At 69.6% G+C, this 16,392-nt stretch carries 18 protein-coding genes; 11 read left to right on the plus strand and 7 right to left on the minus strand.

The window, feature by feature from the left end; translation table 11 throughout:
* Positions 1-64 precede the first annotated feature (64 nt).
* From AWC17_RS20575 to AWC17_RS32800, 3 genes are all read right to left on the minus strand, one after another.
* Entirely contained in the window at positions 65-436 is a 372-nt protein-coding gene (locus tag AWC17_RS20575) for a hypothetical protein (RefSeq protein ID WP_046185482.1), read from the minus strand.
* Between the two features lie 3 nt (positions 437-439).
* A complete protein-coding gene (locus AWC17_RS20580; RefSeq protein ID WP_046185483.1) occupies positions 440-2,296 on the minus strand; it encodes a hypothetical protein in 1,857 nt (618 codons plus the stop codon).
* Positions 2,297-2,384: 88 nt separating this feature from the next.
* Complete coding sequence (locus tag AWC17_RS32800) at positions 2,385-2,555, minus strand: hypothetical protein (protein ID WP_167385608.1); 171 nt, start codon at positions 2,553-2,555, stop codon at positions 2,385-2,387.
* 131 nt (positions 2,556-2,686) lie between these two features.
* On the opposite strand from AWC17_RS32800, the gene bioB reads away from it, so the two are divergent.
* The 3 genes from bioB to AWC17_RS20595 are packed head-to-tail and all read left to right on the plus strand — an operon-like array spanning position 2,687 to position 4,610.
* Complete coding sequence (gene bioB / locus AWC17_RS20585) at positions 2,687-3,721, plus strand: biotin synthase BioB (protein WP_046185484.1); 1,035 nt, start codon at positions 2,687-2,689, stop codon at positions 3,719-3,721.
* A 14-nt stretch (positions 3,722-3,735) separates the two neighbouring features.
* On the plus strand, positions 3,736-3,963 hold the full coding sequence (gene bsaP, locus AWC17_RS20590) for a biotin synthase auxiliary protein BsaP (protein WP_046185489.1): 228 nt from the start codon (positions 3,736-3,738) through the stop codon (positions 3,961-3,963).
* Positions 3,960-4,610, plus strand: a complete 651-nt coding sequence (locus tag AWC17_RS20595; RefSeq protein WP_046185485.1) for a DUF2567 domain-containing protein — start codon at positions 3,960-3,962, stop codon at positions 4,608-4,610. Before bsaP ends, AWC17_RS20595 begins: the two co-directional genes overlap by 4 nt.
* Here AWC17_RS20595 and AWC17_RS20600 read toward each other — a convergent pair.
* Both AWC17_RS20600 and AWC17_RS20605 read right to left on the minus strand, forming a co-directional pair.
* Complete coding sequence (locus AWC17_RS20600) at positions 4,605-5,945, minus strand: lipase family protein (protein WP_046185486.1); 1,341 nt, start codon at positions 5,943-5,945, stop codon at positions 4,605-4,607. The genes AWC17_RS20595 and AWC17_RS20600 overlap by 6 nt on opposite strands.
* 187 nt (positions 5,946-6,132) lie before the next feature.
* Complete coding sequence (locus tag AWC17_RS20605; protein ID WP_046185487.1) at positions 6,133-6,843, minus strand: NUDIX hydrolase; 711 nt, start codon at positions 6,841-6,843, stop codon at positions 6,133-6,135.
* 45 nt (positions 6,844-6,888) lie between these two features.
* Between AWC17_RS20605 and nadA the strand changes: the two genes are divergently transcribed.
* The 3 genes from nadA to nadC are packed head-to-tail and all read left to right on the plus strand — an operon-like array spanning position 6,889 to position 10,363.
* Positions 6,889-7,938 carry a quinolinate synthase NadA gene (gene nadA, locus AWC17_RS20610; RefSeq protein WP_046185490.1) on the plus strand — a complete coding sequence of 350 codons (1,050 nt, stop codon included), beginning with the start codon at positions 6,889-6,891 and terminating at the stop codon, positions 7,936-7,938.
* Positions 7,935-9,512, plus strand: coding sequence for an L-aspartate oxidase (locus tag AWC17_RS20615; RefSeq protein WP_085165043.1), 1,578 nt, complete (start codon positions 7,935-7,937; stop codon positions 9,510-9,512). The genes nadA and AWC17_RS20615 overlap by 4 nt, the downstream gene beginning before the upstream one ends.
* A complete protein-coding gene (nadC, locus tag AWC17_RS20620; RefSeq protein WP_046187362.1) occupies positions 9,512-10,363 on the plus strand; it encodes a carboxylating nicotinate-nucleotide diphosphorylase in 852 nt (283 codons plus the stop codon). Before AWC17_RS20615 ends, nadC begins: the two co-directional genes overlap by 1 nt.
* A 35-nt stretch (positions 10,364-10,398) precedes the next feature.
* On the opposite strand, the gene AWC17_RS20625 is transcribed toward nadC, so the two are convergent.
* A complete protein-coding gene (locus AWC17_RS20625) occupies positions 10,399-10,965 on the minus strand; it encodes a TetR/AcrR family transcriptional regulator (RefSeq protein ID WP_085165045.1) in 567 nt (188 codons plus the stop codon).
* Positions 10,966-11,005: 40 nt separating this feature from the next.
* On the opposite strand from AWC17_RS20625, the gene AWC17_RS20630 reads away from it, so the two are divergent.
* Complete coding sequence (locus tag AWC17_RS20630) at positions 11,006-12,034, plus strand: zinc-dependent alcohol dehydrogenase (RefSeq protein ID WP_085165047.1); 1,029 nt, start codon at positions 11,006-11,008, stop codon at positions 12,032-12,034.
* Between the two features lie 117 nt (positions 12,035-12,151).
* On the opposite strand, the gene AWC17_RS20635 is transcribed toward AWC17_RS20630, so the two are convergent.
* Positions 12,152-12,574, minus strand: coding sequence for a nitroreductase family deazaflavin-dependent oxidoreductase (locus AWC17_RS20635; protein WP_046184631.1), 423 nt, complete (start codon positions 12,572-12,574; stop codon positions 12,152-12,154).
* Positions 12,575-12,679: 105 nt separating this feature from the next.
* Here AWC17_RS20635 and hisD point away from each other — a divergent pair, with 105 nt between their 5' ends.
* The 4 genes from hisD to hisH are packed head-to-tail and all read left to right on the plus strand — an operon-like array spanning position 12,680 to position 16,372.
* Entirely contained in the window at positions 12,680-13,996 is a 1,317-nt protein-coding gene (gene hisD / locus AWC17_RS20640) for a histidinol dehydrogenase (protein ID WP_141224705.1), read from the plus strand.
* Complete coding sequence (locus AWC17_RS20645; RefSeq protein ID WP_046186450.1) at positions 13,993-15,138, plus strand: histidinol-phosphate transaminase; 1,146 nt, start codon at positions 13,993-13,995, stop codon at positions 15,136-15,138. Before hisD ends, AWC17_RS20645 begins: the two co-directional genes overlap by 4 nt.
* Positions 15,135-15,755, plus strand: coding sequence for an imidazoleglycerol-phosphate dehydratase HisB (gene hisB, locus AWC17_RS20650; protein WP_046186449.1), 621 nt, complete (start codon positions 15,135-15,137; stop codon positions 15,753-15,755). Before AWC17_RS20645 ends, hisB begins: the two co-directional genes overlap by 4 nt.
* Positions 15,752-16,372, plus strand: a complete 621-nt coding sequence (gene hisH / locus AWC17_RS20655; protein ID WP_085165051.1) for an imidazole glycerol phosphate synthase subunit HisH — start codon at positions 15,752-15,754, stop codon at positions 16,370-16,372. The genes hisB and hisH overlap by 4 nt, the downstream gene beginning before the upstream one ends.
* The last annotated feature ends 20 nt before the right edge of the window (positions 16,373-16,392 follow it).

Genomic DNA, 16,392 nt, shown 5'->3' on the forward strand with positions numbered 1-16,392 from the left:
GGCACCGAAAGGTCGGCGGAACCACCGAGGCCATGCGCGAGCACCACGGTCGCGCCACCGGCGCTCACGGTTGGACTTGGACGGTCGCGATCGTGCGATCCAGGTGGTGCAGCTCCACCTCGACGTTGCCGGGGACGTCGACGCTGAACTGGAACGTCTGGTCGGGGGCGGCGGCCACCTGGAACTTGTGGTCGGGCGTCGAGTGCACGTGCAGCTCATCGGTTACGTCACTGCTCACCTTGAGCGTGATCGGCTGGTGCACCCTGGCCTGCACGGCGGCGTTGGTCGGGCTGACCTGCCCGTGGGCGATGGTGACATCGACGACCGGGCCGGCGCCGCCGGAGGGGCCCTGGGACTGCGTGGACGAGCCGCAGGCGATCAGGCCCCACGCCAGCGCCGCCACCCACGCCGTAGCCAGGGTGCGACGAATCGTCATCGGTTACGCCGCCCTGGGCGTCCCGGGCACGGTGTGCTTTTCTTCCTCCGGCCGCTTGGGGACGCTTTCGGCGTTGTTGATCCGGCCCGCGCCCCACGTCAGCCCGGCGATCACCATCAGCGTCAGGATCAGCACCACGATCGAGCCGGAGGTGAACAACCAGGCGGGCGCGTTCTGGTCGCGCTCGCGCTGCAGGATCGTGACCTCTTGGACGAACGGCCGCGTGCTCGACGCAAGCGCGGGAACCTCGGCCGCCGGGATGGCGTCGTCGGCCGGCTCGTAGATGGGCACCGCCGTCATCGTGTAGCCGTCCTGCACCCGCAGCAGCGACTTCCAGGATCCCCACACCGGGATCGGTTGGGTGGACCGGTAGTGACCCGGGCCCACCTTGTCGAGCCGGTCGATCACCAGGCCGCGATGGTTCTCCATCCGCCCCTGCCAGGACAGGATGGTGACCCAGTCCGGGTGGTCGCTGACCATCGTGGGCGGTGAGATCATCACGTCGGCCGACACCATGCGCTGCCCGGCAGGGCTGGGCAACTCGGTCAGCGCGATCGTGGCGGTGTCTTGTCGCGGCACGACGATATGCAGGCCGTTGGCCACTGCCCCGCCGATCACCAACACGGCCGCCGCCACCACCGAGATGCCGACACCACGGCCCGGGAGCCGCTGGCTGGTGAGCACCATGCCGAAGAGCGCCCCGCAGGTCCCGGTCAGCACGGCCACCGGCACCGCCATCGCCAGCGCCTCGCCCCACATGCTCGCCGGCCACGGGTAGTGGTACACCGAGCCGATCCATAGCGACTCCAGCCAGAGCCCGACGGTCCCGACGGCGAGGCCGGAGACGGCGCCGAAGACGACGGGGCGCTTGAGCAGCGGGGTCAGCGCGACCAGCTCGACCACCAGTGCCGGACCGAGGTACAGGGGGAACCAGTTGATGGGTGCCTCCAGGATGGGGCCGACGAGCAGCGCGACCCCACCCCGCAGCGCGATGGCGAACAACGCCCCGATGATCGCGGCTCCGCGACCCATGGCGATGCGGGCGGCGACCGCGGCCAGCGCGGAGGCCGCGGCGATCATCATCGGCTGCAGCACCAGCCGGAACTGCTCGACGCCGAAGTCGTACTCGATCTGGTAGACCGACAGGCCGATGAACATCCCGCCGAAGGACAGGTAGCGCAGGAACGTGATGAAGGCGCCGTGTGCCGCCGCTGTGTCCTGTTCCAACGCCTGCTGCGACTCGCCTTCGTGCTCCAGCATCAGCACCGCGAACAGGGAGAAGCAGGCGCCGCCGATCATCATCAAATGGGTTGGGCCCCAAAGCGTTACGTCTTGTCCGAAGATCCGGTGCCAGATGTCGTCGAGCGGGAACCCGATCATGGCGTACAACCCGCAGCCGGCCATCAGCACACCGCCGACCGGTGCGTACCAGTTACGCGTGATCCGCACCGCCGCCGGGCCGGGTTTGCCGAACGGCAGCACGACCGACACCATGCCCCCGAGGAACACCCCGAACAGGCCGATGATGATGAAGTAGTGCGCCGGGTTGGCCAACGGGCCGGGGTCGCGGCCGTTGCCGATGTGCCAGCTGACGTCCCAGATGAACCCGAACAGCGCGCAGATGATCGACGTGGTGAAGATCAGGACCGGCAGGGCCACCCAGCTGGGCCGGTGGAACTTCTCGCCCAGCTTGTCGGCGACCCGGGTCAACCACTCGATGCGGTGAGTACGGTGCGCGTGGCCGATCCACAGCAGCACCACCGATATCACCACCGCGGCGACCGAAAGCCCGATCACCTGGTCCAGCCCGGCGCCGCGCGCCGGCGCGTCGGCAAGGAATGTCAGTTCCGTCGAGTACATCGTCAAAACCTCCCAGTACCGCCGTCCCACCCCGCGAGCTGTGATCCAGCTCGCAGGAAGCGGAATGCCCAAATCGAAGGCCGGTCAATCACTGATCTTCGTTGTCGCGCTGGCCGGCGTCCTCCGGATCGCCGGCGGAGCGGCGGTCCTTAAGCGCGACGTAGAGGATCACGCCGACGACGATGATCGCCGGCAAGAACGCCGGAATCGCAAGCAGGATCATGTGGTGGGCCACATATGCGACGTGCGGATCGGTCATGGTGGTGAGATACCCCGGCGGATGGCATGTACTGCGGCCGTTACCCTACTTTGAACACTTTTATTCGCAGCTGCCACGACCGTGGGGCAGGAGGCCGCGTGCGCGGCCACCGATGATGCAGGGGAGTACTGGTGACTCAAGCGGCAACCCGACCGGCGACCGGGGCCAACGACGCAGACATCTTGGCGGTCGCCCGCGAACAGGTGCTCGAGCGCGGCGAGGGACTGGGCCGGGAGCGGGTTCTGCAGGTGCTGGAACTGCCCGACGACCGGCTCGACGACCTGCTGGCCCTGGCCCACGAGGTGCGGATGCGCTGGTGCGGACCCGAGGTCGAGGTCGAGGGCATCATCAGCCTGAAAACCGGCGGCTGCCCGGAGGATTGCCATTTCTGCTCGCAGTCGGGCTTGTTCGCCTCGCCGGTGCGCAGCGCCCGGCTGGACATTCCCAGCCTGGTCGAGGCCGCCAAACAGACCGCCAAGTCGGGTGCCACCGAGTTTTGCATCGTGGCCGCGGTGCGTGGGCCCGACGAGCGGTTGATGACCCAGGTCGCGGCCGGCATCGAGGCGATCCGCAACGAGGTCGAGATCAACATCGCCTGCTCGCTGGGGATGTTGACGGCCGAGCAGGTCGAGCAGCTCTCTGAGATGGGTGTGCACCGCTACAACCACAACCTCGAGACCGCCCGCTCGTTCTTCACCAACGTCGTGACCACCCACACCTGGGAAGAGCGCTGGCAGACCCTGTCGATGGTGCGCGACGCCGGCATGGAGGTGTGCTGCGGCGGCATCCTCGGCATGGGCGAGACCCTCGAGCAGCGCGCGGAGTTCGCCGCCGAGCTGGCCGAGCTGGGGCCCGACGAGGTGCCGTTGAACTTCCTCAACCCGCGGCCCGGCACGCCGTTCGGCGACCTGGAGGTGCTGCCGGTGGCCGAGGCGCTGAAGTCGGTGGCCGCATTCCGCCTGGCCTTGCCGCGCGCGATGCTGCGGTTCGCCGGGGGCCGCGAGATCACCCTGGGCGACCTGGGCGCCAAGAAGGGCATCCTGGGCGGCATCAACGCCGTGATCGTCGGGAACTACCTGACCACGCTCGGCCGCCCGGCCGAAGCCGATCTCGAACTGCTCGACGACCTGCAGATGCCGATCAAGGCGCTCAACGCCACCCTGTAAGAAACTTGGAGACTGTGGTTCGGGATCTGGGCGCTCCGGTCAGCGCCGGCGTCTACAACGTCTACACCGGGGAATTGGGAGGCACCGCAGTGCCGACAGCGGCGCAGTTGGGGCTGGAGCCGCCCCGGTTCTGCGCGGAATGCGGACGCCGGATGGTGGTGCAGGTTCGCCCCGACGGCTGGCGGGCCCAATGCTCGCGGCACGGTCAGGTCGACTCCGTCGACCTGGAGGCCCAGCGGTGACCGAGCACGTGCAAACCCCACCGCCCGCAACGCGCAAGTGGCGGGCACGCGCCATGGCCATCGCGGGGCTGGGGTCGGCGCTGGCCGGTGTGTTGATCGGTGGGCTGTGGGCGTGGATCGCCCCGCCGATCCACGCCGTGGTGGCGCTCACGCGGGCGGGTGAACGGGTCCACGACTACCTGGGCAACGAGTCGGATCACTTCTTCGACGCGCCATGCCTGATGTTGGGCCTGCTGACCGTGGTGGCGGTGGTGGCGCCGGTGCTGGCGTGGCAGTGGCGCGAGCACCGCGGGCCCGGGATGGTCGTCGCGCTGTCGACCGGCATGCTGACCCTCGCCGCCGCCGCGACGGCGACCGGGGCGGCGCTGGTCCGAATCAGCTACGGCGCGTTGAACTTCGACGCGGTGCCGCTGTCCAAGGGCCCGTCGGTGGCGTACGTCATCCAGGCGCCCCCGGTGTTCTTCGCGGCCAATCCGCTGCAGGTGGCGATGACCCTGCTGTGGCCCGCGGCTATCGCCGCGCTGGTTTATGCGGTGCTTGCGGCCGCCGACGCCCGCGACGACCTCGGCGCCCTCCCGCCAGGCGACCGGTCTTCCGATTCGCTGCCGGTGGGAGCCGGGGGTGCCACGGAAGCCGCCGTGTCATAGCGGACGGCGGTGAATCCTCCGGCCGAAGATGACCTTGGCCGCGATCTTGCCCAGCCGGGCCATCCCGACGTATGTCATCGGATGAAACATCGTCGGCCAGGTGGTCCGGATCAGGTGCTCGGTCAGCGGCCGGCGGTCGAACCGGTCCGTGAGCCAGCGCAACGTCATCGGAGCGGACAGCGGGTGTAGCAGCATGTGCTCGTTGAACGCGTCGCGGTGATAGGTCACCTTGGCGCCGCCGGCCGAATAGGCGTCGGCGAGCACGTCGATGTCTTTGACGTCGATGAGGTAGTCGTGCACGGCCTGCACGATCAGCACCGGCGGCGTCGGCACGGCCACGCCCAGCTTGATGTTCTCGAAGACGTGCGTGACCTCGGGCGTCGACAGGATGCTCTCGAGCGGCTCGTCGAGGTAGTCGCCCATGTTCTTGCCGGCCATCCGGACGACCGCCTCCACGGTGGTCATCTTCTCCAGCGACTCGAGCAGGGCGCGCCCCTCCTCGTTGCTGTGTTCTTTGATCACCCTGTCCAGCTCGGGGTAGATGTGGGCGAGCGCGGCCACGACCAGCGCGGGCAGACCCGAAAGGAAACTGCCGTTGAGCCTGCGGAAGGTATTGCCCAGGTCCCCGACGGGTGATCCCAGCACCGCCCCGACGATGTCCAGTTCGGGCGCGTACTCGGCGCACACTTCGGCCGCCCAGGCACTGGCCAGCCCGCCACCGGAGTACCCCCACAGCCCGATCGGCGCCGACGGGGAGAGTCCGAGGCGTTCCGAACCCAGGGCGGCCCGGATGCCGTCCAAGACGCGATAGCCGGGTTCGTACGGCGCGCCCCACAGCCCCTGGAGCCCCTCGTGGTCGGGCACCGAGACGGCCCAGCCCTCGGCGACGGCGGCAGTGATCAGCAAGAGTTCGAGCTGGCCGATCGCCCCGAGGGCCTTCGCCCGGCGCCGCAGCGCGTAGGACGGGAAGCAACGGGACGACACGGCGTCGATCGCGCACTGGTAGGACAGCAGCGGGCAGGGACGTTCTGGAGCCAGCTCGGCCGGGACGATCATCGTGGTCGCCGACGCCTCGGGCTCGCCGTTCATGTCCATCGTCCGGTAGAGCAGCTGGACGGCCTTGACGGGCTGGGGGATCAGACCCAGAAAGGCCAGCTCGACGTCGCGCGAGCGCAGCACCGTGCCCGGCTCGGCGTGTTGAAAACCCAGTGGCGGCTGGTAGAACGGGTCGTCCGAGGGCAGCAGCGGACGTACTTTGCGCTGCAGTTCCTCGTGCGGTGGCCGGGCGATCCACTCCGCGCCACGTGTGCCTGCCAGATTGCCGAGCTCAGCCATTGGGCTCCCTTCTAGGCCACCCGGCATTGTCGCTTACTAACGACAGGTAACCAAAACGTAATCGCCGCACTGTGAGCGACTTCTTGCCGGCGCACGCGGACTCAGACGCGCCACGGGTCAACCAATTTACGGGTGCGTCACCCGAAGACGCTTTCCGCAAGCTTAGTAGGACGACATCCGGCGGCGGTCAAACCTGACCCGGGGGTCTCAGGGCGGCGAATTCGTCGGTGACCCGCAGTTGGGAGTCGGTGAAGTGGTAGAGGGCCGCCGGCCGTCCGCCGCTGCGGCCCGACTGCGCGATGGTGCCGGTCTGGCTGATCACGCCGCGCCGGACCAGCACCCGCTGCAGGTTCGTCGCATCCACCTGGTAGCCCAGCGCGGCGCCGTAGATGTCGCGGAGCGCGGAAAGCGCGAATTCCCTTGGCGCCAAGGCGAACCCGAGGTTGGTGTAGGACAGCTTGGCGATCAGCCGGGTGTGGGCGTGCTTCACCATCGGGCCGTGATCGAAGGCCATCGGCGGCAGGCAGCTCACCGGGTGCCAGCGGGTGTCCGGCGGCAGCTCGGGGGTGGCGGGGGAGGGCACCAACCCCAAGAAGGTCGACGCGATCACCCGGGCGCCCGGCACCCGGTTCGGGTCGGAGAACACCGCCAGCTGTTCCAGGTGCGCCAGCTCTTTGAGGTCCACCTTCTCGGCCAGTTGTCGCAGGACCGAGGTGGTCATGTCCTCGTCGTTGCGCAGCCGTCCGCCGGGCAGCGACCAGGCGCCGCGCTGCGGCTCCTTGGCGCGCTGCCATAACAGCACGTTCAGCTGCGGTTTTTGTGTTCGCGGGCCGGCCGTTACCTGCCGAACCTGAAACACCACCCCAAGCACCTCGTGTTCAGTGCTAGTATGGCCCATGTTTTCGATTATAAGTCGAAAACCTCTGGGCTGAAAGGAGCCGCCGTGACGGTTATGAATCGCATGGACACGCTCGCCGAAGACATGATGGCCGAGGTCACAAATTCGCCCACCGGCTACGCCGGAGTGGACGGCGACGAGCGGTGGGCCGCCGAGATTCGCCGACTGGCCGAGCTACGCGGCGCCACCGTGCTCGCGCACAACTACCAGCTGCCCGCAATCCAAGACGTTGCCGACCACGTGGGCGATTCGCTGGCCCTGTCGCGGATCGCCGCCGAGGCGCCCGAGGACACCATCGTGTTCTGCGGCGTGCACTTCATGGCCGAGACCGCCAAGATCCTCAGCCCCGACAAGACGGTGCTCATCCCGGATCAGCGGGCCGGCTGCTCGCTGGCCGACTCCATCACCCCCGACGATCTGCGCGCCTGGAAGGACGAGCACCCCGGCGCGGTCGTCGTCTCCTACGTCAACACCACCGCCGCGGTGAAGGCGCTCACCGACATCTGCTGCACTTCGTCCAATGCGGTGGACGTGGTCGAGTCCATCGACCCCGACCGCGAGGTGCTGTTCTGTCCGGACCAATTCCTCGGGGCGCACGTCCGCCGGGTGACCGGTCGCACCAACATGCACGTGTGGGCCGGTGAATGCCACGTCCACGCCGGGATCAACGGCGACGAGTTGTCCGAGCAGGCTCGGGCGAACCCCGACGCCGACCTCTACGTGCATCCCGAATGTGGTTGCGCCACTTCGGCGTTGTACCTCGCCGGCGAGGGCGCGTTCCCGGCGGATCGGGTGAAGATCCTGTCCACCGGCGGCATGCTCGATGCGGCGCACCAAACGCATGCCCGCAAGGTGCTGGTCGCCACCGAGGTCGGCATGCTGCATCAGCTGCGCCGGGCGGCCCCGCAAGTCGACTTCCGTGCGGTCAACGACCGAGCGTCCTGCAAGTACATGAAGATGATCACGCCCGCGGCCCTGCTGCGCTGCCTGGTGGACGGGGCGGACGAAGTCGACGTCGACCCGGAGATGGCGGCGGCGGGCCGCCGCAGTGTGCAGCGAATGATCGAAATCGGTCAGCCGGGCGGCGGCGAATGATCGTCCGCCCCGACTGGACGCACAGCGCCGACGTCGTCGTCATCGGTACCGGCGTCGCCGGATTGGCCGCGGCGCTCGCCGCCCATCGCGCCGGGCGCAGCGTCGTCGTGCTGAGCAAGGCCGACCAGGCGCGGGGGGCGACGGCGACCCACTACGCCCAGGGCGGCATCGCGGTGGTCCTGCCCGACAACGACGACTCCGTCGAGGCCCACGTCGCCGACACGCTCACCGCGGGCGCCGGCCTGTGCGATGCGGACGCGGTGAGGTCGATCGTTGCCGACGGCTACCGGGCGGTATCCGAATTGGTCGGTGCCGGAGCGCGATTCGACGAGGCGACCCCTGGCCGCTGGGACGTGACGCGCGAAGGCGGGCACTCGCGGCGGCGGATCGTGCACGCCGGCGGCGATGCCACCGGCGCGGAGGTGCAGCGCGCACTCGACCACGCCGCGGCCCGGCTGGACATCCGCGCTGGCCATGTGGCCCTGCGGGTGCTGCACAACGATGCCGCGGTCACAGGGGTCCTGCTCGGCAGCGTGGACGGCTACGGAATCATCAGCGCGCCCTCGGTGATCCTGGCCTCCGGAGGGCTCGGGCACCTCTACGGCGCGACCACCAATCCCCAAGGTTCCACCGGCGACGGAATCGCGTTGGCGCTGTGGGCCGGCGTCGCGGTCAGCGACCTGGAGTTCATCCAGTTCCACCCGACCATGCTTTACGCGCGCACGGCGGGCGGGCGGCGTCCGCTGGTCACCGAGGCCATCCGCGGTGAGGGTGCGATACTGCTTGACCGGCAGGGCAATTCGGTCACCGCGGGCGTTCACCCGATGGGCGATCTGGCGCCGCGTGACGTCGTTGCCGCGGCCATCGACACGCGGCTGAAGGCCACCGGCGACCCGTGCGTCTTCCTCGACGCGCGCGGCATCAAGGGTTTTGCCGCCCGCTTCCCGACCGTGACCGCCGCGTGCCGCGCCGCCGGCATCGACCCCGTCCGCCAACCCATCCCGGTCGTGCCGGGGGCGCACTACAGCTGCGGCGGCGTCGTCACCGACGTACACGGGCAAACCGGGCTGCCGGGGCTGTTCGCCGCCGGCGAGGTGGCGCGCACCGGCATGCACGGCGCCAACCGGCTGGCGTCCAACAGCTTGCTGGAAGGCCTGGTGGTCGGTGGCCGCGCCGGTAAGGCGGCGGCAGCGCACGCGGTGGCCGCCGGTCGCGTCAGGGCGACACAGCCCGAGCCGATCGCCCACACCGCTCCGGAGCGTGGCGAATTGCAGGCCGCGATGACCCGCGACGCGTCGGTGGTGCGCGACGCTGCCGGGCTGAATCGGTTGTCCGACACCCTGGCGGGCGCGCGGGTGCGCGCTGTCGCCGGCCGTCGCGATTTCGAAGACGTCGCGTTGGCCGTGGCCGCCCGCGCGGTCGCCGCTGCGGCGCTGGCCCGCAGCGAGAGCCGGGGCTGTCACCATCGCGCGGAATACCCGGACCCGGCACCGGAGCAGGCCCGCAGCAGCGTGCTGCGGCTGGCCGACGACCAGAACTCGGTGCTGGTGGAGGCGCTGGCGGCGGTGGGCTGATGATGCTGCCCGACGAACGGAGCGCCGCTCAAGACACCATCCGGCGCGCTCTGGAAGAGGATCTGCGCTACGGCCCCGACGTCACCACACTCGCGACGGTGCCCGCCGGCGCGGTGGCCACGGCGTCGATGGTGCCCCGGGAGACCGGCGTGATCGCGGGCGTTGAGGTCTCGCTGCTGGTCCTTGATGCCGTCCTCGCCGGCGGCTACGAGGTGCTGCACAGCGTCGAGGACGGCGCCCGGCTGCAGCCGGGCGAGCCGGTGCTGACCGTGCGCGCGGACACCCGTGGCCTGCTGACCGCCGAGCGGACCATGCTGAACCTGGTCTGCCACCTGTCCGGCATCGCCACCACGACGGCGGCTTGGGTCGAGGCGGTACACGGCACCAAGGCCAAGGTCCGCGACACCCGTAAAACCCTGCCCGGGCTGCGTGCGCTGCAGAAATACGCGGTGCGGGTCGGCGGGGGCGTCAACCACCGGCTGGGGCTCGGGGATGCGGCGCTGATCAAGGACAACCATGTGGTGGCCGCGGGATCGGTGGTCGACGCGCTGCGGGCGGTGCGCGACGCGGCGCCGGATCTGCCGTGCGAGGTGGAGGTGGACTCCCTCGAGCAGCTGGACGAGGTGCTGGCCGAAAAGCCGGAACTGGTCCTCCTGGACAACTTCCCGGTGTGGCAGACCCAGATGGCCGTGCAGCGTCGGGACGCGCACGGCCCCGCGGTCCTGCTCGAGTCGTCCGGCGGGCTCAGCCTGGAGAACGCGGCCACCTACGCCGCAACCGGGGTGGACTACCTGGCCGTCGGCGCGTTGACGCACTCGGTGCGCGCGCTCGACGTCGGCCTGGACATGTAGGGCTTTCATTTGCGTGTGTCCGACGTCGGCGCACACTAGCCGCGCAGCAGCGTGCGCGCCGCGGGCTTGGCCGCCTCGAGCGCGCTCGCGTCGCCGGAGATCCGGGACAGGATCAGCGCCCCCTCGATCAGTGAGATCACCGCGAGCGCAACCTGTTTCGCCTCCCCCGCGGCCCAGCCGTCGGAGCGCAGCCGTTCCTCGACGGCCGCACACCAACCCCCGAAGGCGCGCGCCGACGCGTCGCGCACCAGCGGGCTCGCGTTCACCGACTCGGTGGCGATCGGCTCGATGGGGCAGCCGTCGCGCCGGTCGCCGGCCAACCCCGCCGCCAGCAGGTCGACCCAGCGATCGACGATGTCGGCCGCCGGCCGGCCCGTCGCCAGGAACCGGCGCAGCAGTTGCTCGATGCCGGTGCCTTCGGTCTCGACGACCGCCGCGGCCAACTGCTGCTTGCCCTGCGGGAAGTGGTGATACAGCGAACCGGGCTTGACGCCGGCCTCCTCGAGGATCTGGTTGAGGCCGGTCGCCGCGTAGCCCTGGCGGCGAAACAGCGTGGCGGCCTTATCGATCAGCGCGGTGCGGCTGCGATCCGGTCTCGGCATGCTATTGACTTTACTTGAGTGATCACTCAAGAATGCAGAGATGAGGCAGCTGACCTACGAAGAGACCGGGCGATACGCCTGGCGCGAGGTACCCGAACTGCAGATCACCGCCCCCGAGCAGGCGCTGGTCCGGCCGCTGGCGGTGGCGTGTTGCGACCTGGACGTCGCCGTTTGCAATGGGCGGCTGCCGTTGCCGCCGGGGTACGCGGTGGGCCACGAAGGATTGGCAGAAGTCGTCGCGGTCGGCGACGACGTCAAGAGCACCCGGGTCGGCGACCGCGTCGTGGTGCCATTCCAGATCAACTGCGGGGCCTGCCGCGAATGCCGCCGCGGCGTGACCGGTTCGTGCAGCTCGGTGCCATTGATGGCGGCCTATGGGATGGCGCCGATCGCCGGCCTGGACGGCGGCGGCTTCATGTCGGATCTGGTGCTGGTCCCGTACGCCGACGCGATGCTCATCCCGTTCCCCGACGCCGTCGACCCCATCTCGATCGCGTCCCTGTCGGACAACATTCCCGACGGCTGGCGCACCGTCGGGCCGTTCAGTGAGGAGCTGGACGATCTCGATCCGGTCGATCGCCGCGTGCTCGTGCTCGGACGGCTGTCGATCGGCTTGTACTCGGCCGCGATCGCGGCGGCGGTGGGGGCCCACGTCGACTACGTCGACACCGACCCCCAGCGGCTGGCCGCCGCCGAGAAGCTCGGCGCGGTGGTCCACGACGCCGCCAAACCCGACAAGTCTTGGGGCTCCTACCCGGTCACGGTGCACACCACCAGCGATCCGGCGCTGCTTTCGGCGACACTGCGCGCGACCTGGCCGGACGGCGTGTGCACCGACACCGGGATCTACCCCGAATACAAGGTCGAGATGCCGTTGCTGCCGATGTACTCGCGCGGCGTGCGGTTCGTCACCGGACGCGTCAGCGCGCGCACGGTCATCCCGCGGGTGCTCGAATTACTTGCGCGCGGCTTGGACCTGTCGCCGGCCGTCGACCGCGTCGTCGCGTGGGAAGACGCCCCCGCGGCCTGGCCGACGATGAGCGGCAAGACCGTCTTCACCAGGGCATAGGCCTTGCGTGTGCGTCTAGGGCTTTGAGTGTGCGCCGAGGGCGGAAAATCGCGGAAATCCCGCCGTCAGTGCACACCGAAAGCCGTCAGTGCACACGGAAAGTCGTGAAGACGAAAGTCAGGCGATGTCGCCGACGAAAACGCCGATCCGGCGCAATTGCATGCGGGCCATCCGCGGCAGGCGCTCGGCGTCGGGACCGTCGGAGCCGGCCGGCAGGATCCGCGGGTTGGTGATATGCACCACGCGGTTGCGGCTGAACTGCACGTCGGCTTCGCCGGCCGCCAGGACGTTCTTGACCCAGTTCGTCTTGCCGTGGCCCAGGGCGATCGCCAGCACGTTTCCCTTGCGATAGGGGGTGATGATGGTCTCGTACGGCGTGCCGGAGGTGCGGCCGCGGTGCTTGATGGTCGCGGTCCCGGGCAGAAAGCGGGCGATCGGCTTGACCGCCGGGTTGAAATACTTGATCTGGAAGCGCTCGAACCAGGGCGGGAACACCATCGGGACGCCCGGGGCGTTATTGGGGTGATCCTTCGCGGACATGACGGCTCCCTGAGTTGTATGGGCCTTACACCGGCACTGTACCGGCCGGATATCGACTTGAGTTGCTCTGGGACAATGGAGGCAATGAGTACCGCTTCAGCACCTGTGATGGCCCGCATCGACCTGCGGGGCGTCGAGCTGACGGCTGCCCGACTGCGGACCGCGCTGCCGCGCGGCGGCGCCGACGTGGAGAGTGTGCTGCCCAAGGTGCGGCCGATCGTGCAGGCCGTCGCCGAGCGCGGCGCCGAGGCGGCGCTGGAGTTTGGGGAGTCGTTCGACGGCGCGCGGCCCGCGGCTGTCCGGGTGCCCGAGGCGGCGCTGGAGGCGGCGCTGGCGAATCTGGACCCTGACGTCGTCGAGGCCCTGCGGGTGATGATCGAACGCGCCCGCGCCGTGCACGCCGACCAGCGTCGCGCCGAAGTCACCACCACACTCGGCCCGGGCGCGACGGTCACCGAGCGGTGGGTGCCCGTCGAGCGGGTGGGCCTGTACGTGCCCGGCGGCAACGCGGTGTACCCGTCCAGCGTGGTGATGAACGTGGTGCCGGCGCAGGCCGCGGGCGTCGACTCGCTGGTGGTGGCCAGCCCGCCGCAGGCCCGTTTTGACGGCCTGCCGCATCCGACGATCCTGGCCGCCGCCCGGCTGCTCGGCGTCCACGAGGTCTGGGCCGTCGGCGGCGCGCAGGCGGTGGCGCTGCTGGCCTACGGCGGCACCGACACCGACGGTCAGGACTTGGCGCCGGTCGACCTGATCACCGGGCCCGGCAACATCTACGTCACCGCCGCCAAGCGGCTCTGCCGCTCACGGGTGGGCATCGACGCCGAAGCGGGGCCCACCGAGATCGCCATCCTCGCCGACCACACCGCCGACCCGGCGCACGTGGCCGCCGACCTGATCAGCCAGGCCGAACACGACGAGATGGCGGGCAGCGTGCTGGTCACTCCGAGCGAGGACCTGGCCGCCGCCACCGCCACCGAGGTGGCCGCCCAGCTGCGCACGACGGTGCACCGCGACCGGGTGGCCGCCGCGCTCGGTGGCCGCCAGTCGGCGATCATCCTCGTCGACGACCTGGACGCCGCCATCTTGGTGGTCAACGCCTACGCCGCCGAACACCTGGAGATCCAGACCGTCGACGCGCCGGAGGTCGCCGGGCGAATACGTTCGGCCGGAGCCATTTTCGTCGGGCCGTACTCGCCGGTGAGCCTCGGCGACTACTGCGCCGGATCCAACCACGTCCTGCCGACCGCGGGCTCCGCCCGCCATTCCAGCGGCCTGTCCGTGCAGACCTTCCTGCGCGGCATCCACGTCGTGGACTACACCGAGGCCGCCCTCAAGGACGTCTCGGGACACGTGGTCACCCTGGCCAAGGCCGAAGACCTGCCGGCGCACGGCGAGGCGATCCGGCGGAGGTTCGAGCGATGACGGCCGAAAAGCCCACGCGCCAAACGACATTGGATGACCTGCCGCTGCGCGACGACCTGCGCGGAAAAACGCCCTACGGCGCACCGCAATTGGCGGTCCCGGTGCGGCTGAACACCAACGAGAACCCGCACCCGCCCAGCCGGGCGCTGGTGGACGACGTCGTCCGGTCGGTGGCCGAGGCGGCCGCCGACCTGCATCGCTATCCCGATCGGGACGCGGTGGACCTGCGCCGCGATCTGGCCGGTTACCTCACCACGCAGACCGGCGTGCCGCTCGGGCTGGAAAACGTCTGGGCGGCAAACGGATCCAACGAGATCCTGCAACAGCTGCTGCAGGCATTCGGCGGGCCCGGGCGCACCGCGATCGGCTTCGTCCCGTCCTACTCGATGCACCCGATCATCTCCGACGCCACCCGCACGGAATGGCTGGAGGGTGTCCGCGGCGACGACTTCAGCCTGGACGTCGATACGGCCGTCGCGGCCGTCACCGACCGCCGGCCCGACGTGGTCTTCATCGCCAGCCCCAACAACCCGTCCGGGCAGAGCGTTTCGCTACCGGATTTGCGGCGGTTGCTCGACGCCGTACCGGGCATCCTGATCGTCGACGAGGCCTACGGCGAGTTCTCCTCCGAGCCCAGCGCCGTGGGGCTGGTGCGGGAATATCCGACCAAGCTCATCGTCACCCGCACCATGAGCAAAGCGTTCGCTTTCGCCGGCGGGCGGCTCGGCTACCTGATCGCCACGCCCGCGGTCATCGACGCGATGCTGCTGGTCCGGCTGCCGTACCACCTCTCGTCGGTCACCCAGGCCGCGGCCCGGGCCGCGCTGCGGCACGCCGACGACACGCTGGGCAGCGTCGCCACCCTGATCGCCGAACGCGAACGTATCACAACGGCATTGACCCGCATGGGTTTTCGGGCGATCCCCAGCGACGCGAACTTCGTGCTGTTCGGGCAATTCGCCGACGCCCCGGCCACGTGGCAGCGCTACCTGGACGCCGGCATCCTGATCCGCGACGTCGGGATTCCCGGCTACCTGCGCGCCACCACCGGGCTGGCCGAAGAGAACGACGCGTTCCTGCGGGCCAGCACCCAGATCGCCGCCACCGAACTGGCCCCAGCCACCCCAGTAGGAGCCCCGTGACCACTATTGCGACTCGGCGCGCGCGCATCGAACGCCGCACCAAGGAATCCGACATCGTCATCGAGCTGGACCTCGACGGCACCGGCCAGGTCCACGTCGACACCGGCGTGCCGTTCTACGACCACATGTTGACGGCACTGGGCAGCCACGCCAGCTTCGACCTGACCGTCCGGACCAAGGGCGACGTCGAGATCGAGGGGCACCACACCATCGAGGACACCGCGATCGCACTGGGCCAGGCGCTGGGGCAGGCGCTCGGCGACAAGAAGGGCATCCGGCGGTTCGGTGATGCCTTCATCCCGATGGACGAGACGCTGGCCCACGCCATCGTCGACGTGTCCGGCCGGCCCTATTGCGTGCACACCGGCGAGCCGGATCACCTGCGGCACACCACCATTGCCGGCAGCTCGGTGCCGTACCACACCGTCATCAACCGGCATGTCTTCGAGTCGCTCGCCATGAACGCCCGCATCGCGCTGCACGTGCGCGTCCTGTACGGGCGCGACCCGCACCACATCACCGAAGCGCAATACAAGGCGGTGGCCCGCGCGTTGCGCCAGGCCGTCGAGCCCGACCCCCGGGTGTCCGACGTGCCGTCCACCAAAGGTGTTCTGTGACACCACCATCCGTCGTCGTCCTGGATTACGGCTCCGGCAATCTTCGGTCGGCCCAGCGCGCGCTGCAGCGGGCGGGCGCGTCGGTCGAGGTGACCGCCGATGCCGATGCTGCGGCCGCCGCCGACGGGCTGGTGGTGCCCGGTGTCGGCGCCTTCGAGGCCTGCATGACGGGCCTGCGAAAAGTCGGGGGAGACCGCATGATCGCCGATCGGGTCGCCGCCGGGCGCCCCGTACTGGGGGTCTGCGTCGGCATGCAGATCTTGTTCGCCAGCGGTGTGGAATTCGGCGTGCAGACAACGGGCTGCGGCCAGTGGCCGGGAGAAGTCACCCGGCTGGATGCCCCCGTCATTCCGCACATGGGCTGGAACGTGGTCGACGCCGGCGCCGGCACCACCCTGTTCAAGGGGCTGGACGCCGACACCCGGTTTTACTTCGTGCACTCCTACGCCGCGCAGCGCTGGGAGGGTTCGCCGGAGGCCGTGCTCACCTGGGCTACCCACGGGGTGCCGTTTCTGGCCGCCGTCGAGCAAGGACCGCTGTCGGCCACCCAGTTTCACCCGGAAAAGAGTGGCGATGCCGGTGCGGCCGTGCTGCGCAACTGGATTGAGGCACTGTGACGAACGGCTCGGGAGGGAAT

It is taken from the genome of Mycobacterium nebraskense, from assembly GCF_002102255.1.
In the GTDB taxonomy this organism is placed as follows: Bacteria; Actinomycetota; Actinomycetes; order Mycobacteriales; family Mycobacteriaceae; genus Mycobacterium; species Mycobacterium nebraskense.

Bases quoted from the DNA above. Each gene is read 5' to 3' on its own strand.
- AWC17_RS20645 (WP_046186450.1), top strand. From the start codon at position 13,993: ATGACGGCCGAAAAGCCCACGCGCCAAACGACATTGGATGACCTGCCG.
- AWC17_RS20575 (WP_046185482.1), bottom strand. From the start codon at position 436: ATGACGATTCGTCGCACCCTGGCTACGGCGTGGGTGGCGGCGCTGGCG.
- AWC17_RS20630 (WP_085165047.1), top strand. From the start codon at position 11,006: ATGAGGCAGCTGACCTACGAAGAGACCGGGCGATACGCCTGGCGCGAG.
- AWC17_RS20580 (WP_046185483.1), bottom strand. From the start codon at position 2,296: ATGTACTCGACGGAACTGACATTCCTTGCCGACGCGCCGGCGCGCGGC.
- AWC17_RS20600 (WP_046185486.1), bottom strand. From the start codon at position 5,945: ATGGCTGAGCTCGGCAATCTGGCAGGCACACGTGGCGCGGAGTGGATC.
- AWC17_RS20625 (WP_085165045.1), bottom strand. From the start codon at position 10,965: ATGCCGAGACCGGATCGCAGCCGCACCGCGCTGATCGATAAGGCCGCC.
- AWC17_RS32800 (WP_167385608.1), bottom strand. From the start codon at position 2,555: ATGACCGATCCGCACGTCGCATATGTGGCCCACCACATGATCCTGCTT.
- AWC17_RS20605 (WP_046185487.1), bottom strand. From the start codon at position 6,843: ATGGGCCATACTAGCACTGAACACGAGGTGCTTGGGGTGGTGTTTCAG.
- nadC (WP_046187362.1), top strand. From the start codon at position 9,512: ATGATGCTGCCCGACGAACGGAGCGCCGCTCAAGACACCATCCGGCGC.
- AWC17_RS20615 (WP_085165043.1), top strand. From the start codon at position 7,935: ATGATCGTCCGCCCCGACTGGACGCACAGCGCCGACGTCGTCGTCATC.
- AWC17_RS20635 (WP_046184631.1), bottom strand. From the start codon at position 12,574: ATGTCCGCGAAGGATCACCCCAATAACGCCCCGGGCGTCCCGATGGTG.